This window comes from Allobosea massiliensis (assembly GCF_042655245.1).
GTDB classification, from domain to species: Bacteria; Pseudomonadota; Alphaproteobacteria; order Rhizobiales; family Beijerinckiaceae; genus Allobosea; species Allobosea massiliensis.
The window spans coordinates 167,600-181,837 of the sequence record NZ_JBHSLU010000082.1 but is presented as its reverse complement, the minus strand read 5'-3'; the positions used below and the strand labels follow the sequence as shown (position 1 = coordinate 181,837).

The following is a 14,238-nucleotide window of genomic DNA, read 5'->3' as shown; positions in this document are numbered from 1 at the left end:
GTCAGCCTCCATAGGGTTCGAGGACGAGATCGCGCGTAACGATCACACGGACGGGGAAGCCTGGCCGGATGGTCAGCGTCGGCGCGATGTTGAGCTGGCGGCTGACGATCTGCTGGCCAGTCTGGCTGACGCTGTTCGACGCGCCCTGACGGAGCGCCTGGACGAGGCTGTTTTCGTTCTGACTGGTTCCGGCTTCCGCGCCGACACTCAGAATCGTGGACAGCGCGGCCGCCTTGAACAGCTCGCCCCAATGGTAATCGACGCCATCCTCCAGGCCGGCATAGCCTTCGGCGTCGGCGCCGGGCTGGCGTTCGAGCACGATCGAGCGGCCGTTGGGGAAGATCAGCCGATTCCAGACCAAGAGCACGCGGCGCTGGCCGAAGCCGACGCCGGCGTCATACTGACCGACGACGCGGGTGCCCTGCGGGATGAGCAGGATCTTGCCGGTGGGGCTGTCATAGATGTTCTCCGTCACCTGCGCGGTGATCTGGCCGGGCAGATCGGAGCGGATGCCGGTGATGAGCGCGGCGGCAATCACCGCCCCGGCCTGAAGCACGTTGGCCGACGCGGGCGCGGCGACGCGATCGGGCGAGACGGTGCGCTTGTCGGGCGTCTGATTGAGGAAGGCGAGCTGGCGGTCCTGCGCCGAGGGCGTCGATGGCTGCGGCGCGAGGCCGAGGCTGGCGAGATCGGTCTGCGGAACCGGCGTGGCGGTCGCTGTCGTCGGGTTGCTCGCCGGCCGGGTCTCGGTGGACGAGAACAGCCGCGCGGTGCGTGCGGATTCTGTCTCCTGAAGCCGGCGCTGTTCTTGCTGACTGATGCCGGGATTCGGCATCGCCATCGGCGGGACGGGCACGGCCTGGCCGGCATTCTGCGCATTCAGGATCGGGCGGCCGAGATCACCAGGCAGGGGCGGCCCGAGCTTGGGCACGCCCGAATAATCCTTCGGCAGATTGGCGAGTCCGTCCGGCGTCGTGCGGTTGTCGGTGGAGTAGAGTTCCTGACCCTGATTGCCGCCATGACGGGTCTGAAGCGCATAGATCAGCGCGCCGCCAAGGCCGACGCTCGTCACCAGCGCGATCCCGGCGAGCGCCTTGCGCGACAGCCGGGTGACGCGCGGCGGCTCTGGCCGCAGCCGCATGGTCGCGGCCGGCTCGCCGGTCAGCGGCCGGGCGTCATCCGCTGCCTCCGGCGGACGCGGGGCCTCCGGCTGCTTCCTTTCTTCCTTTCCGGGGTCGATCTCGCTCACGATGCCGGCCTCCCGTCAGTCCGGGAGATGCGGACGCGCTTCTGGTCCTTCGCCGCGCCGAAGCGCAGCTCGGCGGCGGCGAAGAGGCGATCGACGATCATATAGTTGCCGCGCACGCGGTAGTTCACCAGTTCGGAAGTGTCGCCCTCGGGGCCGACGACGAACAACGGCGGCATTTCGCCCTGGCCGATGCCACGCGGGAACTCGATGAAGACCTGCTTGCCGTCGTCGAAGGCGCGCAAAGGTTTCCACGGCGCACGGTCGCCAGAGACCTCGTAGCGGAAATTGACCTTCGCCAGGTCGATGCCGGAGGAAACGGGCTGCGCGGCTTGCGCCTCGACGTTCTGGCGACGCAACGCGATGAGCTGGTCCTGCGGATATTGCCAGGAGACCGAGGCCATATAGGTCTTCTCGGTCGAGCGCAGTTCCATGTGATAGGTGCGCCGGTCGGTGTTGATGACGAGATTGGTCATCAGCTCCGGCCGCGTTGGCTTGACGAGGATATGGACCTGCTTGCCCGTGCTCGTGCCGCTCTCGGTGTCGCCGATGATCCAGCGCACGGTGTCGCCGGCGGCGACGGGACCGGAGCCGACGAGGGTTTCGCCAGGCTGAAGTGCGATGTCGGTGATTTGGCCCGGCGAGGAATAGACCTGATAGAGCGCGCCATCGACGAAGGGATAGACCTGCATCGAGTTGATGAAGCCGTTGCGCACCGGCTGCACGCGGGCGGCGGCGTTGGCTTGATTGACGCGCACGGTCGGGTCGGCGGCTTCCGGCTCGGGCCTCGCATCCTTGCCGACCGGCTTCAACTGGCCGGGAAGAGGCAGCGGCTTCGGCAGCTCCACCACCCTGACCGGCGCGGGCGGGTCGGACGCCTGCACGGCGGGCAGCTCGTTATCATAGGAGATTTCCGGAGGCTTCTCGAAGGTCGCGCAGCCGGCGAGCGTCGTAGTGCAGATCAGCAAAGCCGGTAAACCGGATTTACGGAAAATCTGAGAACCGCCGAAGCGGAACCCTGCAACGACGGGATTGAGGAAAGCCGACAATCCCACTCTCCGAGGGGCGGCTTTGCGGAGGGCGGGTGTCATTGTCCAAGCTCCTTCGACCAGTTGATGGCGTTGATGTAGATTCCGAGCGGGTTCTTCCGGAGCCGATCGGCGTCGCGCGGCGGCTGCACGGCGACGGTGAGGATCGCGGACCAGCGTTCGGTGGAACTGAGCGAGCCGTCCTGATAGCGGCGCTCGATCCAGGCGACGCGGAAGCTCGACGGCGAGGCGCGGATGACGCTGGAGATTTCGATGGCGATCTGGACCTTGCCGACATTGGCGAAGGGATCGTTGGCGCGGGCGTAATCGTTGAGCGCCAGCGCGCCGCCCTGCGTGGTGAAGTCGTAGGCGCGGAGCCAGTTCTGCCGCACGATGATCGGATCGGCCGGGATGCCGCGCACCTCCTCGATGAAACGCGCGAGGTAGAAGGCGATCTGCGGATCGTTCGGCTGATAGTCGGTGGTCGCCGGTGCGACGGCCTGCGCCTGGCCGAGCTTATCGACCTGCACCACCCACGGCACGATCGAGCCATTGGCCGATTGCCAAACCAGCGCGGCGGACAGCCCTGCTGAAAGGGCGAGCGAACCGAAGGCCATCAGCCGCCAGTTTTTCGCCTGCACGCGGGCGGAGCCGATGCGTTCGTCCCAGACTTGCGCGGCGCGCTGATAGGGCGTCTCGGGCTGCGGGGATTTGCCGTAATGGGTCGATGGTCGTTTGAACATGGTCAGTCGCTTTCGGAGAGGTTGACGGAGGAGCCGCCGCCGTGGCTGTCGCCGCTGCGCACGGCATGGGCGGCGGCCTGAACGCCGTGGGTCATCGTTTGAGAGCGCTTCATGCGCTGCGCCCAGGCGGGAGGTCCGTCAGTGGCGGATGAAGGGGGTGCGGCGGACGCGGCGGCGTCGGCCTCGGCGGCATCGCCGCCGACCGTGCCGGCGGTCGATGAGCCGCCCGTGGTCTCGAACGCGGCGCGGCTGCCGGCCTGATAGCTGGATTTGAGACTGTCGGCGGCCCGCGATGCGGCGCGCTTCAAGGGAGAGATGGCGGCCTGCGCGCCGGCGTTGGCGACGCCGCCAAGGCCGGAGGCGACGCCCGACGCACCGGACTGGCCGGCCGCTCCAAGGCTGTAGGCGGTGGAGGCTCCGCCGGCGAGTGCGGCGCCTCCACGCGCGGCGGCTGCTGCGCCACCCGCGAGCGCCGCGCCGCCGGATGCGACAGCGCCGACAGTGGCCGCGCCTGCCGCGACCATGCCGCCGGCGGCGAGACCCGTGCCGATCGCCGCGCCCGCGCCGAGCTGCGGGCCGCCGGAGACGAGGCCATTGGCTATGCCGGGACCGAAGATGCCGAGGCCGAGCAGCGATAGCGCCGCGAGCACGATCGCCATCGCCTGATCGATGCTCGGCGTCGCGCCGCCGAAGCCCGCGGTGAACTGCGAGAACAGGGTCGAGCCGATGCCGATGATGACGGCGAGCACCAGCACCTTGATGCCGGAGGAGATGACATTGCCAAGCACCCGTTCGGCCATGAAGGCGGATTTGCCGAACAGGCCGAAGGGGATCAGCACGAAGCCGGCGAGCGTCGTCAGCTTGAACTCGATCAGGGTGACGAAGAGCTGGATCGCGAGGACGAAGAAAGCGAGCAGCACCAGCGCCCAGGCGAACAACATGCAGGCGATCTGGATGAAGTTCTCGAAGAAGGACCAGTAGCCCATCAGGTTCGAGATGGAATCGAGCAACGGGCGGCCGGCGTCGAGGCCGGTCTGCGCGACCTGGCCGGGTTGCATGAGTTGCGAGGTGGTGAAGCCAGTGCCCGACGCCTTCAGGCCGAGGCCGGCGAAGCTCTCGAAGATGATCCGGGCGAGATTGTTCCAGTTGGAAATGAGGTAGGCGAAGACGCCGACGAACAGCGTCTTCTTGACGAGGCGGGCGATGATGTCGTCATCGGCGCCCCAGGACCAGAACAGTGCGGCCAGCGTGACGTCGATGACGATGAGGGTCGAGGCGATGAAGCCGACCTCGCCGCGCAACAGGCCGAAGCCGCCGTCGATGTAGCGGGTGAAGACCGCGAGAAACTGGTCGATGACGCCGGTGCTGCCCATGTCAGCGCGCTCCGCTCATGGCGGGCGCGGGAACGCTCGCGGGGGTATCGCCCGGCGCCGTCGGCGCGATGGCGGCGCCGGGCTGGCCCAGGAACCGGCGGCGGTTCTCGGCCCACGCCTTCAGGCAGGACGGATCGCGCGGCCCGGCTTCGCCGAGGCCGCTGCATCGTGCGAGTTCCGCATCGAGCGGATCGCGCGCGATTATTGCAGGCCCCGGCATTGTGAAATCGGCCTGAAGGGCGTCGGGACGATTCATGTCGATCACCGCCGCGACGATGGCGAAGGCGACGAATACGATGGCGCCGATGCGCGCGAGGGTCTTGCCGTCCATCACGCCGCCCTCAATTGCTGCCGTAGAACATCTGCGCGTTGCCGGGCTGATAGCCCGTGCCCGGCGTCAGGAAGCGACGGCGCTGTTCCTGTCCCTGCGCGGCGGCGGCGGCCTGTTCCGCCGATTGCAGCGCCTGCGCCCGACCATTGGCGGCGACGACGGCGGTCAGATCGGCGAGCTGCTGCGCCTGAAGGGCGAGAAGCTGGTTGCCGGCCTGCGTCGCCTGAAGCGCGCCGGTCGCCGACTGGCTGGCCCCGACCAGCGCCGACATCTGCGTCGAGTTGGTCGAGAGATTGCCGACGACGGTGGCCTGCGTGCGCATGGCGTCCTGCAAGCCGCCGACCGTGTTCTGCCAGCGGGTCTTGGCGTCGGCGATGAGTTGCGCGTCCGACGCCGACATCGAGACATTGGCGTATTTGCTCTGGAACGCCTGATCGATCGACTGGACGTTATAGGCGATGTTCTGCGCCTGGTTCAGGAGCTGCTGGGTCTTTTGGACCGACTGCTGCAACTGCTGTAGCGAGGAGAACGGCAGGTTCGCGAGATTGCGGGCCTGATTGATGAGCATCTGCGCCTGATTTTGCAGGCTGGTGATCTGGTTGGTGATCTGCTGGAGACTACGTGCGGCGGTGAGCACGTTCTGGGCATAGTTCGACGGATCGAACACCACCCATTGCGCATGGGCCGGCGTCGCCAACATCGGCGCGAGCGCCATGGGCGCGGCGAGGAGCGCCAAGGCGAAACGCCGGGCGCGGATGCGGGAACGGGCAGGAATCATGACGTGATCTCCGGGCTGGGGGTGGATGGGACGCGGGTTTGCGGGATGACGTTGGTGAGGTCGGCGATCATGTCGGCCGCCCAGGCGAGGCTGTTTTCGCAGAGCCATTCGTAGAGAAAGCCATTGGTGCCCGAGCGGGCATGGACCTCGGCGATGAGCTGCTGATGCTGGCGCGAGGACGCGGCGCAGAGCGTCAGCGCCACCTCGGATAGGCCCAGCTCGAACAGCCGGTTGCCGCGCCGCGACTGGCAGTAATAGTCGCGTTTGGGCATGGCCCGCGCGACGATCTCGATCTGCCGGTCGTTGAGACCGAAGCGGCGGTAGATGGCGGTGATCTGCGGCTCGATCGCGCGCTCGTTCGGCAGTAGAAGCCGGGTCTGGCAGCTCTCGATGATGGCGGGCGCGATTGGACTGCCGTCGATGTCCGAGAGGCTCTGCGTGGCGAAGATGACGCTGGCGTTCTTCTTGCGCAGCGTCTTCAGCCATTCCCGGAGTTGGCCGGCGAAACCCTCGTCATCGAGGGCGAGCCAGCCTTCATCGACGATGATGAGGGTGGGCGATCCGTCGAGCCGGTCCTCGATGCGGTGGAAGAGATAGGCGAGCACGGCAGGCGCGGCTTCGGTGCCAATCAGCCCTTCGGTCTCGAAGGCTTGCACGGTGGCCGTGCCGAGATGCTCGCTCTCGGCGTCGAGCAATCGGCCCCACGCGCCGCCGATGCAGTATGGCCGAAGCGCCTGTTTCAGGTCGTTCGACTGCAACAGCACGCAAAGGCCGGTGATGGTGCGCTCCTCGACCGGCGCGGAGGCGAGCGAGGTCAGCGCCGTCCAGATGTGCTCCTTCACCTCCGGGCTGATCGGCACGCTCTCGCGCGTGAGGATCGCCACGATCCAGTCGGCGGCCCAGGCGCGTTCGGCCGTATCATCGACGCGGGCGAGCGGTTGCAGCGACACGCTGGCGGCGCTGCCCTCGGTGAGGCCGCCGCCGAGATCGTGCCAGTCGCCGCGCATGGCGAGCGCCGCCGCCCGGATCGAGCCGCCGAAATCGAAGGCGAACACTTGCGCGCCGACGTAACGGCGGAACTGAAGCGCCATCAGCGCCAGCAGCACGGACTTGCCCGCGCCGGTCGGGCCGACGATCAGCGTATGGCCGACATCGCCGACGTGAAGGGAAAACCGGAACGGGGTCGAGCCTTCGGTCTTGCCGAACAGCAGCGGGGGTGCTGCAAAATGCTCGTCCCGTTCCGGCCCCGCCCACACCGCTGAAAGGGGTATCATGTGGGCGAGATTGAGCGTCGAGATCGGCGGCTGCCGGACATTGGCGTAAACGTGGCCCGGCAAGCTGCCGAGCCAGGCGTCCACCGCGTTGATGGTTTCGGGCATCGCCGTGAAATCGCGGCCCTGGATCACCTTCTCGACGAGGCGAAGCTTTTCGTCGGCGGCGCGGGGATCTGCGTCCCACACCGTCACCGTCGCGGTGACATAGGCGATGCCGGCATAGTCAGCGCCGAGTTCCTGCAACGCGAGATCGGCGTCCGCCGCCTTGTTCGAGGCGTCGGTGTCCACGAGGGCGGACGCCTCGTTGGTCATCACCTCCTTGAGGATCGCGGCGATCGACTTGCGCTTGGCGAACCACTGGCGACGGATTTTGGTCAGCAGCTTGGTCGCGTCGGTCTTGTCGAGCAGGATTGCGCGGGTGGACCAGCGATAGGGAAAGGCGAGCCGGTTTAGCTCGTCGAGCAGGCCGGGCGTCGTCGCGGTCGGAAAGCCGGTGACGGTCAGCACGCGGATGTGCTGGTTGCCGAGCCGGGGTTCCAGCCCGCCGGTCAGCGGCTGATCGGCGAGCAGCGCGTCGAGATACATCGGCGTTTCCGGCACGCGGACGCGGTGCCGCTTGGTCGAGACGCAGGCGTGCAGATAGGTCAGCGTCTCCACATCATCGAGCCAGACGCATTCCGGCATGAAGGCTTCGACCAGACGCAGGATGCGGTCGGTGCGATCGGCGAAGCCGGTCAGCGCCTCGCGGGGATCGAGGCCCCGCTGGTCGCGGCCCTCGTAGAGCCAGCTTTCGGCGCGGGCGGCGTCTTCCGCCGGCGGCAGATAGGCGAAGGTCAGGAAGTAGCTGGACTCGAAATGCGCGCCGGCTTCCTCGAAGTCGGCCTTGCGCTCGGCATCGACAAGCGCCGACGCCGAATCCGGAAAGGTGCTTTCGGGATAGCGGTTCGAGACGTGGCGTTGCGCCTCGACGAAGATCGCCCAGCCCGAGCCGAGGCGACGGAAGGCGTTGTTGAGACGGCCGGCGACGGCGACCAATTCGGCGGGCACGGCGCTGTCGAGGTCCGGCCCGCGAAAGCGCGCCGTGCGCTGGAACGAGCCGTCCTTATTGAGCACGACGCCTTCGCCGATCAGCGCCACCCAGGGCAGGAAATCGGCGAGCCGGCTATTCTTGTTGCGATATTCGGCGAGGTTCATCATCGGCGCGGCCCTCGCTCAAACCGAGAGATGCGCGGGGATGCGCAGATGGCGGCGCACCACATCGACGAACATCGGATCGCGCTTTGCCGCCCAGACGGCGGCGACATGGCCGACCGCCCAGATGGCGAGGCCGACCAGCCAGAGGCGAAGCCCCAGACCGATCGCGCCCGCCAGCGTGCCGTTCATGATCGCGATGGCGCGCGGCGCGCCGCCGAGCAGGATCGGCTCGGACAGCGCCCGGTGCAGCGGGACCGTGTAGCCGGGAATCTCTCCGACCTGTTCGACGACAGCGGCCATCAGACGAGCGCCCCGCCGCTGAATGAGAAGAACGACAGGAAGAACGAGCTAGCCGCGAACGCGATGGAGAGGCCGAACACGATCTGGATCAGGCGGCGGAAACCGCCCGAGGTATCGCCGAAGGCGAGCGCGAGGCCCGTGGCGATGATGATGATGACCGCAACGATCTTGGCGACCGGGCCTTCGATCGATTGCAGGATCTGTTGCAGCGGCTGTTCCCACGGCATCGACGAGCCGGAGGCATGGGCGGGCGCGACCGTCATCAAACCGAGGACGGCAACGGAAGCCGACGCAGCGAGGCGGCGGCGCACACGAGAAACAACAGGCATCATGAGAGGCTTCCTTCTTCGGGCTGGGGAGAAACGGGATCGAGGGCGGTGACGCGGTAATCGCCGTCCGGACCGAGACCCTCGACGCGGGCGAGTTCGGCGAGGCGGCGCCTGGAGCCGCGACCGGCGAGCACGGCGACGAGATCGATCGTCTCGGCGATCAGCGCGCGCGGGACGGTGACGACCGCTTCCTGGATGAGCTGTTCCATCCGCCGGAGCGCACCGATGGCGGAACCCGCGTGGATGGTGCCGACGCCGCCGGGATGGCCCGTGCCCCATGCCTTCAACAGGTCGAGGGCTTCCGACCCGCGCACCTCACCGACCGGGATGCGGTCGGGGCGCAGGCGAAGCGATGAGCGGACGAGATCGGAGAGCGAGGCGACGCCATCCTTGGTGCGCATGGCGACGAGGTTCGGCGCGGCGCATTGCAGCTCGCGCGTATCTTCGATGATGACGACGCGATCGGACGTCTTCGCGACCTCGGCGAGCAAGGCGTTGGTGAGCGTTGTCTTGCCGGTAGAGGTGCCGCCGGCGACGAGGATGTTCGCGCGAGACGCGACGCCCTGACGCAACGCCTCTGCCTGCGCTGCCGACATGATGCCGGCCGCGACATAATCGTCGAGGGTGAACACGGCGACGGCGGGCTTGCGGATGGCGAAGGCCGGGGCCGCAACGACGGGAGGTAGAAGCCCCTCGAACCGCTCTCCCGTCTCGGGCAGTTCCGCCGAGACGCGCGGGGCGCCGGCATGGACCTCGGCGCCGACATGGTGCGCGACCAGGCGCACGATGCGTTCGCCATCGGCCGGCGAGAGCCGCTCGCCGGTGTCGGACAGTCCTTCGGACAGCCGGTCGATCCAGATGCGCCCGTCGGGGTTCAGCATCACCTCGACGACGGCGGCGTCTTCAAGGAACCGCGCGATTGCCGGGCCGAGCGCGGTGCGCAGCATCCGCGCACCGCGCGCCCAGCCTTCAGAGTTGTGATGTGAAGCCGCCATTTAATCCCCGTGTGTGCCGGGGAGAAATCAAACGGTCCCCGACCGGGGATGATTAAAAGAGCCGGAAACTAGGCCAGTTCAACAACTATCGAATACCTTGCGGGCATCGGTGCTAATCGGCGGCAATCGGCGGGATTGAATATTCGCTGTTGGGTTACTTAGAACACCTTTGTTGGGCTTGGCGGGTCTGGTCGGTCGCAAGACGAATCAACCAGCCAAATGGGCTTGACGCTGTAGGACAATTGACCTACTGCGTCTCTAGGACATTTGTCCGAATCATCTTTTCTCGTTTTCTCAGGATAGCTTCCATGTCTCCTACACTTTTTAGCCCGCTCCGATTGGGTAACATCCACCTCCGCAACCGCGTCGTCATGGCACCTATGACCAGAAATAGAGCAGATGAAGCCGGTGTACCCACCGACTTAATGGTTGAATATTACAGGCAAAGATCAACAGCCGGACTTATTATCGCCGAATCTTCACCAATTTCCGCTCAAGGGACAGGGTATCCATTTACGCCAGGCATCTATACAGAGAGCCAAGCATCAGGATGGAAAAAAATTGTCGAGGCTGTTCATGCTGAGGGGGGTATCATCTTCCTACAGCTACAGCATTGTGGTCGGATATCTCATCCAGACTATCAGCCAAATAGCGCCGCACCCGTAGCGCCGTCCAAAATTCTCCCATCAGGGCAAGTCTATACCTATTCCGGTTTGAAGGACTTTGTGCCGCCACGTCCGCTTGAATTAAGTGAAATACCGAGTGTCATTTCACAGTTCGAATGCGCCGCCAGATTTGCCCGCATAGCTGGTTTCGATGGCATCGAAGTCCACGGTGCAAACGGATACCTCATCGATCAGTTTTTGAGGGACGGGACTAACCTGCGATCAGACGCATATGGTGGCAATCAGCAGGGTCGAATGCGACTTCTCAACGAAGTCCTTGATGCAGTAATTCCAATTTGGGGAGCCGAAGCCGTCGGCGTTCGCCTCTCACCGCAGAATGCTTTTAACTCCATGAGTGATTCCGATCCCATGGGTCATTTTTGCTACTTTACCGAACAGCTTTCCAATCGGGCGCTTGGTTATCTCCATATCCTAGAGGGCGACATGTCGGGCAGCGTGGAGCCGCTGGACTACAGTGAAATTCGATCTCGCTATCGTGGGAATTATATTGCCAATAATGGCTACAGCAAAATTAGCGCAGAGAATGCAATCAAAAATGGACGAGCCGACCTTGTTGCCTTTGGTAGCCCATTCATAGCAAATCCAGATTTGATTCATAGATTTATTGAGAACATTCCGCTGTCAGAGCCAAATTCAGATTATTTTTATATGGGTGGCGCGAGCGGATATGTCGATTACGAAAGCGCCCCTGCGCCATAGAGTAACAGCATCGACAAATCTATTCTGAGGTGGTGTTCGGATTTTTGCTAATCTCGCGTGATCGCTCCCTCAAGAACCTGTCTCCGGTTGCGAGCTTTCGGCCGAGCGATTGCAGGAACCCCTCGAACCGCTCGGCACCCTTTGCGCGCGCCGATGGATGCGCGCTGTCTGGCAATGGTGGGGTGACGGTCATCCAAAAGCGAATGAAGAGCGATAGCGTTTCACCGAGGATGGCGAGGTCTTCGTCCATTCCATCGATCTGCCGGCTGATCCGGTCCATTCGCCGCGCGAACACCGCCTCCAGCCGCTCGGAAGCATCAGCCGACAGAAAGGACGCGACGGCGGCTTCGATCACGGCGGATTTGGAGATATTGCGACGTAGCGCCAGCGCTTCGACCTTCTTCAGGAGATCGGGATCGAAATAGACGTTCATGCGGGTCTTGATCTGCATGACGTCGCTCCCCTACAATTCGAGACCGTCGGCCGGGTCCATCGTCGCCTGCCGGGCGTTCGACGTAACCTGCTGGCGAAGACTGCGGGCTTTGGCGGCCTCCACGTCCGGTTCGTCGTCGAGCAGATCGAACTCCCCGATTGCGGCATGTTCGGGCGGAACGATCTCCTCATGCTCGGGCAATTCCGGCTCGCGGCGGATACCGGCATTGGTAGGATCGGCGATAGCGCCGTTGATGCCTCCACCTGTTGCGCCGGGGATCGATACGGCCGGGATCGCCAGCGCCGACCAATCGTCGGCGGGCGGCGCAGTCGGGCGCTTCATCGCCTCCGGCTTCGGTGCCGGCAGCAGGCGTTCGCGAAAGCGGGCATCTTCGTAGTAGCGAGCCTTCTTCGCCCGGATCGGCGGCACGCCAGCGACCAGCAGCAATTCGTCGGCAGATGGAAGCTGCATCACCTCGCCGGGTGTGAGCAGAGGCCGGGCCGTCTCCTGCCGCGACACCATGAGATGCCCAAGCCATGGCGCCAGTCGATTGCCGGCATAGTTGGTGGAGTCGCGCATTTCGGTTGCGGTGCCGAGCGCATCCGATACGCGCTTGGCGGTGCGTTCATCATTGGTGGCGAAGGCGACTCGCACATGGCAGTTGTCGAGCACGCTATTATTCGCGCCATAGGCTTTCTCGATCTGGTTGAGGCTCTGGGCGATCAGGAAACTCCTGATGCCGTAGCCTGCCATGAAGGCGAGCGCGCTCTCAAAGAAATCGAGACGCCCGAGCGCCGGGAACTCGTCCAGCATGAGCAGCAGCCGATGACGGTTGGCCGATGTCTTCAGGTCTTCGGTCAGGCGCCGTCCGACCTGATTGAGCAGAAGTCGGATCAGTGGTTTGGTGCGGTTGATGTCGGAGGGTGGCACGACGAGATAGAGGCTGACCGGCCTTTCGCCCGTGACGAGATCGGCGATGCGCCAATCGCACCGCGCCGTGACGCGCGCCACGACGGGATCGCGATACAATCCCAGGAACGACATGGCGGTGGACAGCTCACCCGATCGTTCGTTGTCGCTGTTGTTCAAAAGCTCGCGGGCCGATGACGCGATGACGGGGTGAATGCCGGCCTTGCCCAGGTGCGGAGTATTCATCATCGCGCGCAGCGTCGCATCGACGGGCCGCTTGGGATCGGAGAGGAAGTTGGCGACGCCTGCCAGCGTCTTATCGGGTTCTGCATAGAGGACATGCAGGATCGCGCCGACCAGCAGCGAATGGCTGGTCTTTTCCCAATGGTTGCGCTTATCGAGTGCGCCTTCGGGATCAACGAGGATGTCGGCAATGTTCTGCACGTCGCGGACTTCCTTGTCGCCGCGCCGCACCTCCAGAAGCGGATTATAGGCGGATGACGCCGGGTCGGTCGGATCGAACAGCAGCACGCGGCCATGCTTAGACCGGAAACCGGCGGTGAGGCCCCAGTTCTCGCCTTTAATGTCGTGGATGATCGTGCTGCCTGGCCATGTCAGCAGCGTCGGCACCACCAGGCCGACACCCTTGCCGGATCGGGTCGGGGCGAAGCATAGCACATGCTCCGGCCCGTGATGGCGCAGGTAGCCGCCGTCGAGGCGGCCGAGCAGCACGCCGTCCGGGCCGAGCAATCCGGCTGCCTTGATCTCCTCGTGTTCGGCCCAACGCGCCGATCCGTAGGTGGCGACGTTCTTTGCCTCGCGCGCACGGATTACCGACAGGGTGATGGCGACGATGATCGAGAGAAAGCCGCCGGACGCCGCGATGAATGCGCCCTCAACGAAAATCGGCGGCGCATAAGCATCGTAGCAATACCACCACCAGAAGAAGATCGGCGGGTAATAAACCGGCCAGCCCGCCACATCGAACCAGGGCTGTCCGAGTTGCGCTTGAAAGCCGAGGCGCCACGCCGTCCATTCTGTCGCGCACCAGATCGTGGCGAGCACGATGGCGAGAACGATGGTGACTTGTCCCCACAGGACACGGCTTCCAGACATACAGGCTCCAATCGACAAAATAGACGGAGCCGATCAGAGAATAGCCGTTCCGGCCAGAAGCAACAGAAAATCCGAAGCGTCGGGGTTTCGGATACCATGGCGAAGAAAAAGGACGGTCAGTGCCGCGTCGATCGTGCCTCGGCTGCTGCCTGCACCAGTATTTTGCGATAGCCTGTCTTTGTCATCCAATGCGCGCGGCTGAGGTGACTTTCCCAACAGCTTCGTGTGCGATCTGCTTCGGTTGCTGGATCGCGATGCAGCACGATCCGCGCCACCTCTTTCCAATCCGCCCCGTCCGCCTCGGCGTCGAGCAAACGCAGATAAGTGACGAAATGCCGTTCGTCATAGATCGTGATCTCCGATCCGGTCGGGGCCAGATCATCGACGTCGGGGTCAAGCTCGGGACGCACACGCATCGCACGGCCCTCCCTCAGACCTCGCATCCAGAACAATCCCGAAATGGGATAATCCTAAATCAGGATTAGCGCACTGGCTCGCCCTTTTCAATGGAGAGCCAGTCCGAATGCAGAAATCCTTGCGCACGCCCCGACAAATACTGCTGCAATCTCTTCTCGTCGAAGCGCGCAAGGCTAAAGGATTGACCCAGGCGGAATTGGCTGATTTGCTGGGGAAACCACAATCCTTCGTCGCCAAATATGAGAACGGCGAGCGGCGGATTGATGTCATAGAGTTCGTCGACATCACCGCGATCCTCGGAATTTCGACTCACAATCTTCTTGCGAAGATCGAACCGGCTGGCGCAAAAACGCGACCAACCGCACAGTAAATACCATGGATCATTCC

The 14,238-nt window shown here is 64.3% G+C and carries 15 protein-coding genes; 2 read left to right on the top strand and 13 right to left on the bottom strand.

All coding sequences use genetic code 11. The annotated features are described in order from the left end of the window. Window position 1 precedes the first annotated feature (1 nt). The 10 genes from ACFPN9_RS23130 to trbB are packed head-to-tail and all read right to left on the bottom strand — an operon-like array spanning window position 2 to window position 9,591. Window positions 2-1,249, bottom strand: coding sequence for a TraB/TrbI/VirB10 family type IV secretion system protein (locus tag ACFPN9_RS23130; RefSeq protein WP_377817695.1), 1,248 nt, complete (start codon window positions 1,247-1,249; stop codon window positions 2-4). Then, a complete protein-coding gene (gene trbG, locus ACFPN9_RS23125; protein WP_377817694.1) occupies window positions 1,246-2,337 on the bottom strand; it encodes a P-type conjugative transfer protein TrbG in 1,092 nt (363 codons plus the stop codon). The genes ACFPN9_RS23130 and trbG overlap by 4 nt, the downstream gene beginning before the upstream one ends. After that, window positions 2,334-3,017: a conjugal transfer protein TrbF gene (gene trbF, locus ACFPN9_RS23120; RefSeq protein WP_377817693.1), complete on the bottom strand. Its 684-nt coding sequence runs from the start codon at window positions 3,015-3,017 to the stop codon at window positions 2,334-2,336. The genes trbG and trbF overlap by 4 nt, the downstream gene beginning before the upstream one ends. Window positions 3,018-3,019: 2 nt before the next feature. Then, window positions 3,020-4,390: a P-type conjugative transfer protein TrbL gene (gene trbL / locus ACFPN9_RS23115; RefSeq protein ID WP_377817692.1), complete on the bottom strand. Its 1,371-nt coding sequence runs from the start codon at window positions 4,388-4,390 to the stop codon at window positions 3,020-3,022. A gap of 1 nt (window position 4,391) precedes the next feature. After that, on the bottom strand, window positions 4,392-4,721 hold the full coding sequence (trbK-alt, locus tag ACFPN9_RS23110) for a putative entry exclusion protein TrbK-alt (RefSeq protein WP_377817691.1): 330 nt from the start codon (window positions 4,719-4,721) through the stop codon (window positions 4,392-4,394). A gap of 10 nt (window positions 4,722-4,731) precedes the next feature. Then, entirely contained in the window at window positions 4,732-5,499 is a 768-nt protein-coding gene (trbJ, locus tag ACFPN9_RS23105; protein ID WP_377817690.1) for a P-type conjugative transfer protein TrbJ, read from the bottom strand. Beyond that, window positions 5,496-7,970, bottom strand: coding sequence for a conjugal transfer protein TrbE (gene trbE / locus ACFPN9_RS23100; protein WP_377817689.1), 2,475 nt, complete (start codon window positions 7,968-7,970; stop codon window positions 5,496-5,498). The genes trbJ and trbE overlap by 4 nt, the downstream gene beginning before the upstream one ends. A gap of 15 nt (window positions 7,971-7,985) precedes the next feature. Then, on the bottom strand, window positions 7,986-8,267 hold the full coding sequence (locus ACFPN9_RS23095; RefSeq protein ID WP_377817688.1) for a VirB3 family type IV secretion system protein: 282 nt from the start codon (window positions 8,265-8,267) through the stop codon (window positions 7,986-7,988). After that, window positions 8,267-8,599: a TrbC/VirB2 family type IV secretion system protein gene (locus tag ACFPN9_RS23090; RefSeq protein ID WP_377817687.1), complete on the bottom strand. Its 333-nt coding sequence runs from the start codon at window positions 8,597-8,599 to the stop codon at window positions 8,267-8,269. The genes ACFPN9_RS23095 and ACFPN9_RS23090 overlap by 1 nt, the downstream gene beginning before the upstream one ends. Continuing rightward, window positions 8,596-9,591, bottom strand: a complete 996-nt coding sequence (gene trbB, locus ACFPN9_RS23085) for a P-type conjugative transfer ATPase TrbB (protein ID WP_377817686.1) — start codon at window positions 9,589-9,591, stop codon at window positions 8,596-8,598. The genes ACFPN9_RS23090 and trbB overlap by 4 nt, the downstream gene beginning before the upstream one ends. A gap of 308 nt (window positions 9,592-9,899) precedes the next feature. On the opposite strand from trbB, the gene ACFPN9_RS23080 reads away from it, so the two are divergent. Further along, window positions 9,900-10,976 (top strand): alkene reductase, encoded by a 1,077-nt coding sequence (locus ACFPN9_RS23080; RefSeq protein WP_377817685.1) that lies wholly within the window; start codon window positions 9,900-9,902, stop codon window positions 10,974-10,976. A 19-nt stretch (window positions 10,977-10,995) separates the two neighbouring features. Here the strand turns inward: ACFPN9_RS23080 and ACFPN9_RS23075 are convergent, their stop codons facing one another. The 3 genes from ACFPN9_RS23075 to ACFPN9_RS23065 form a co-directional block, all read right to left on the bottom strand. Beyond that, window positions 10,996-11,427, bottom strand: coding sequence for a ribbon-helix-helix domain-containing protein (locus ACFPN9_RS23075; RefSeq protein ID WP_377817684.1), 432 nt, complete (start codon window positions 11,425-11,427; stop codon window positions 10,996-10,998). Window positions 11,428-11,439: 12 nt separating this feature from the next. Beyond that, a complete protein-coding gene (locus ACFPN9_RS23070) occupies window positions 11,440-13,434 on the bottom strand; it encodes a conjugal transfer protein TraG (RefSeq protein ID WP_377817766.1) in 1,995 nt (664 codons plus the stop codon). 116 nt (window positions 13,435-13,550) lie between these two features. Continuing rightward, window positions 13,551-13,850: a DNA -binding domain-containing protein gene (locus ACFPN9_RS23065; protein WP_377817683.1), complete on the bottom strand. Its 300-nt coding sequence runs from the start codon at window positions 13,848-13,850 to the stop codon at window positions 13,551-13,553. Window positions 13,851-13,957: 107 nt separating this feature from the next. Between ACFPN9_RS23065 and ACFPN9_RS23060 the strand changes: the two genes are divergently transcribed. Further along, complete coding sequence (locus ACFPN9_RS23060; RefSeq protein WP_377817682.1) at window positions 13,958-14,221, top strand: helix-turn-helix domain-containing protein; 264 nt, start codon at window positions 13,958-13,960, stop codon at window positions 14,219-14,221. Window positions 14,222-14,238 lie beyond the last annotated feature (17 nt).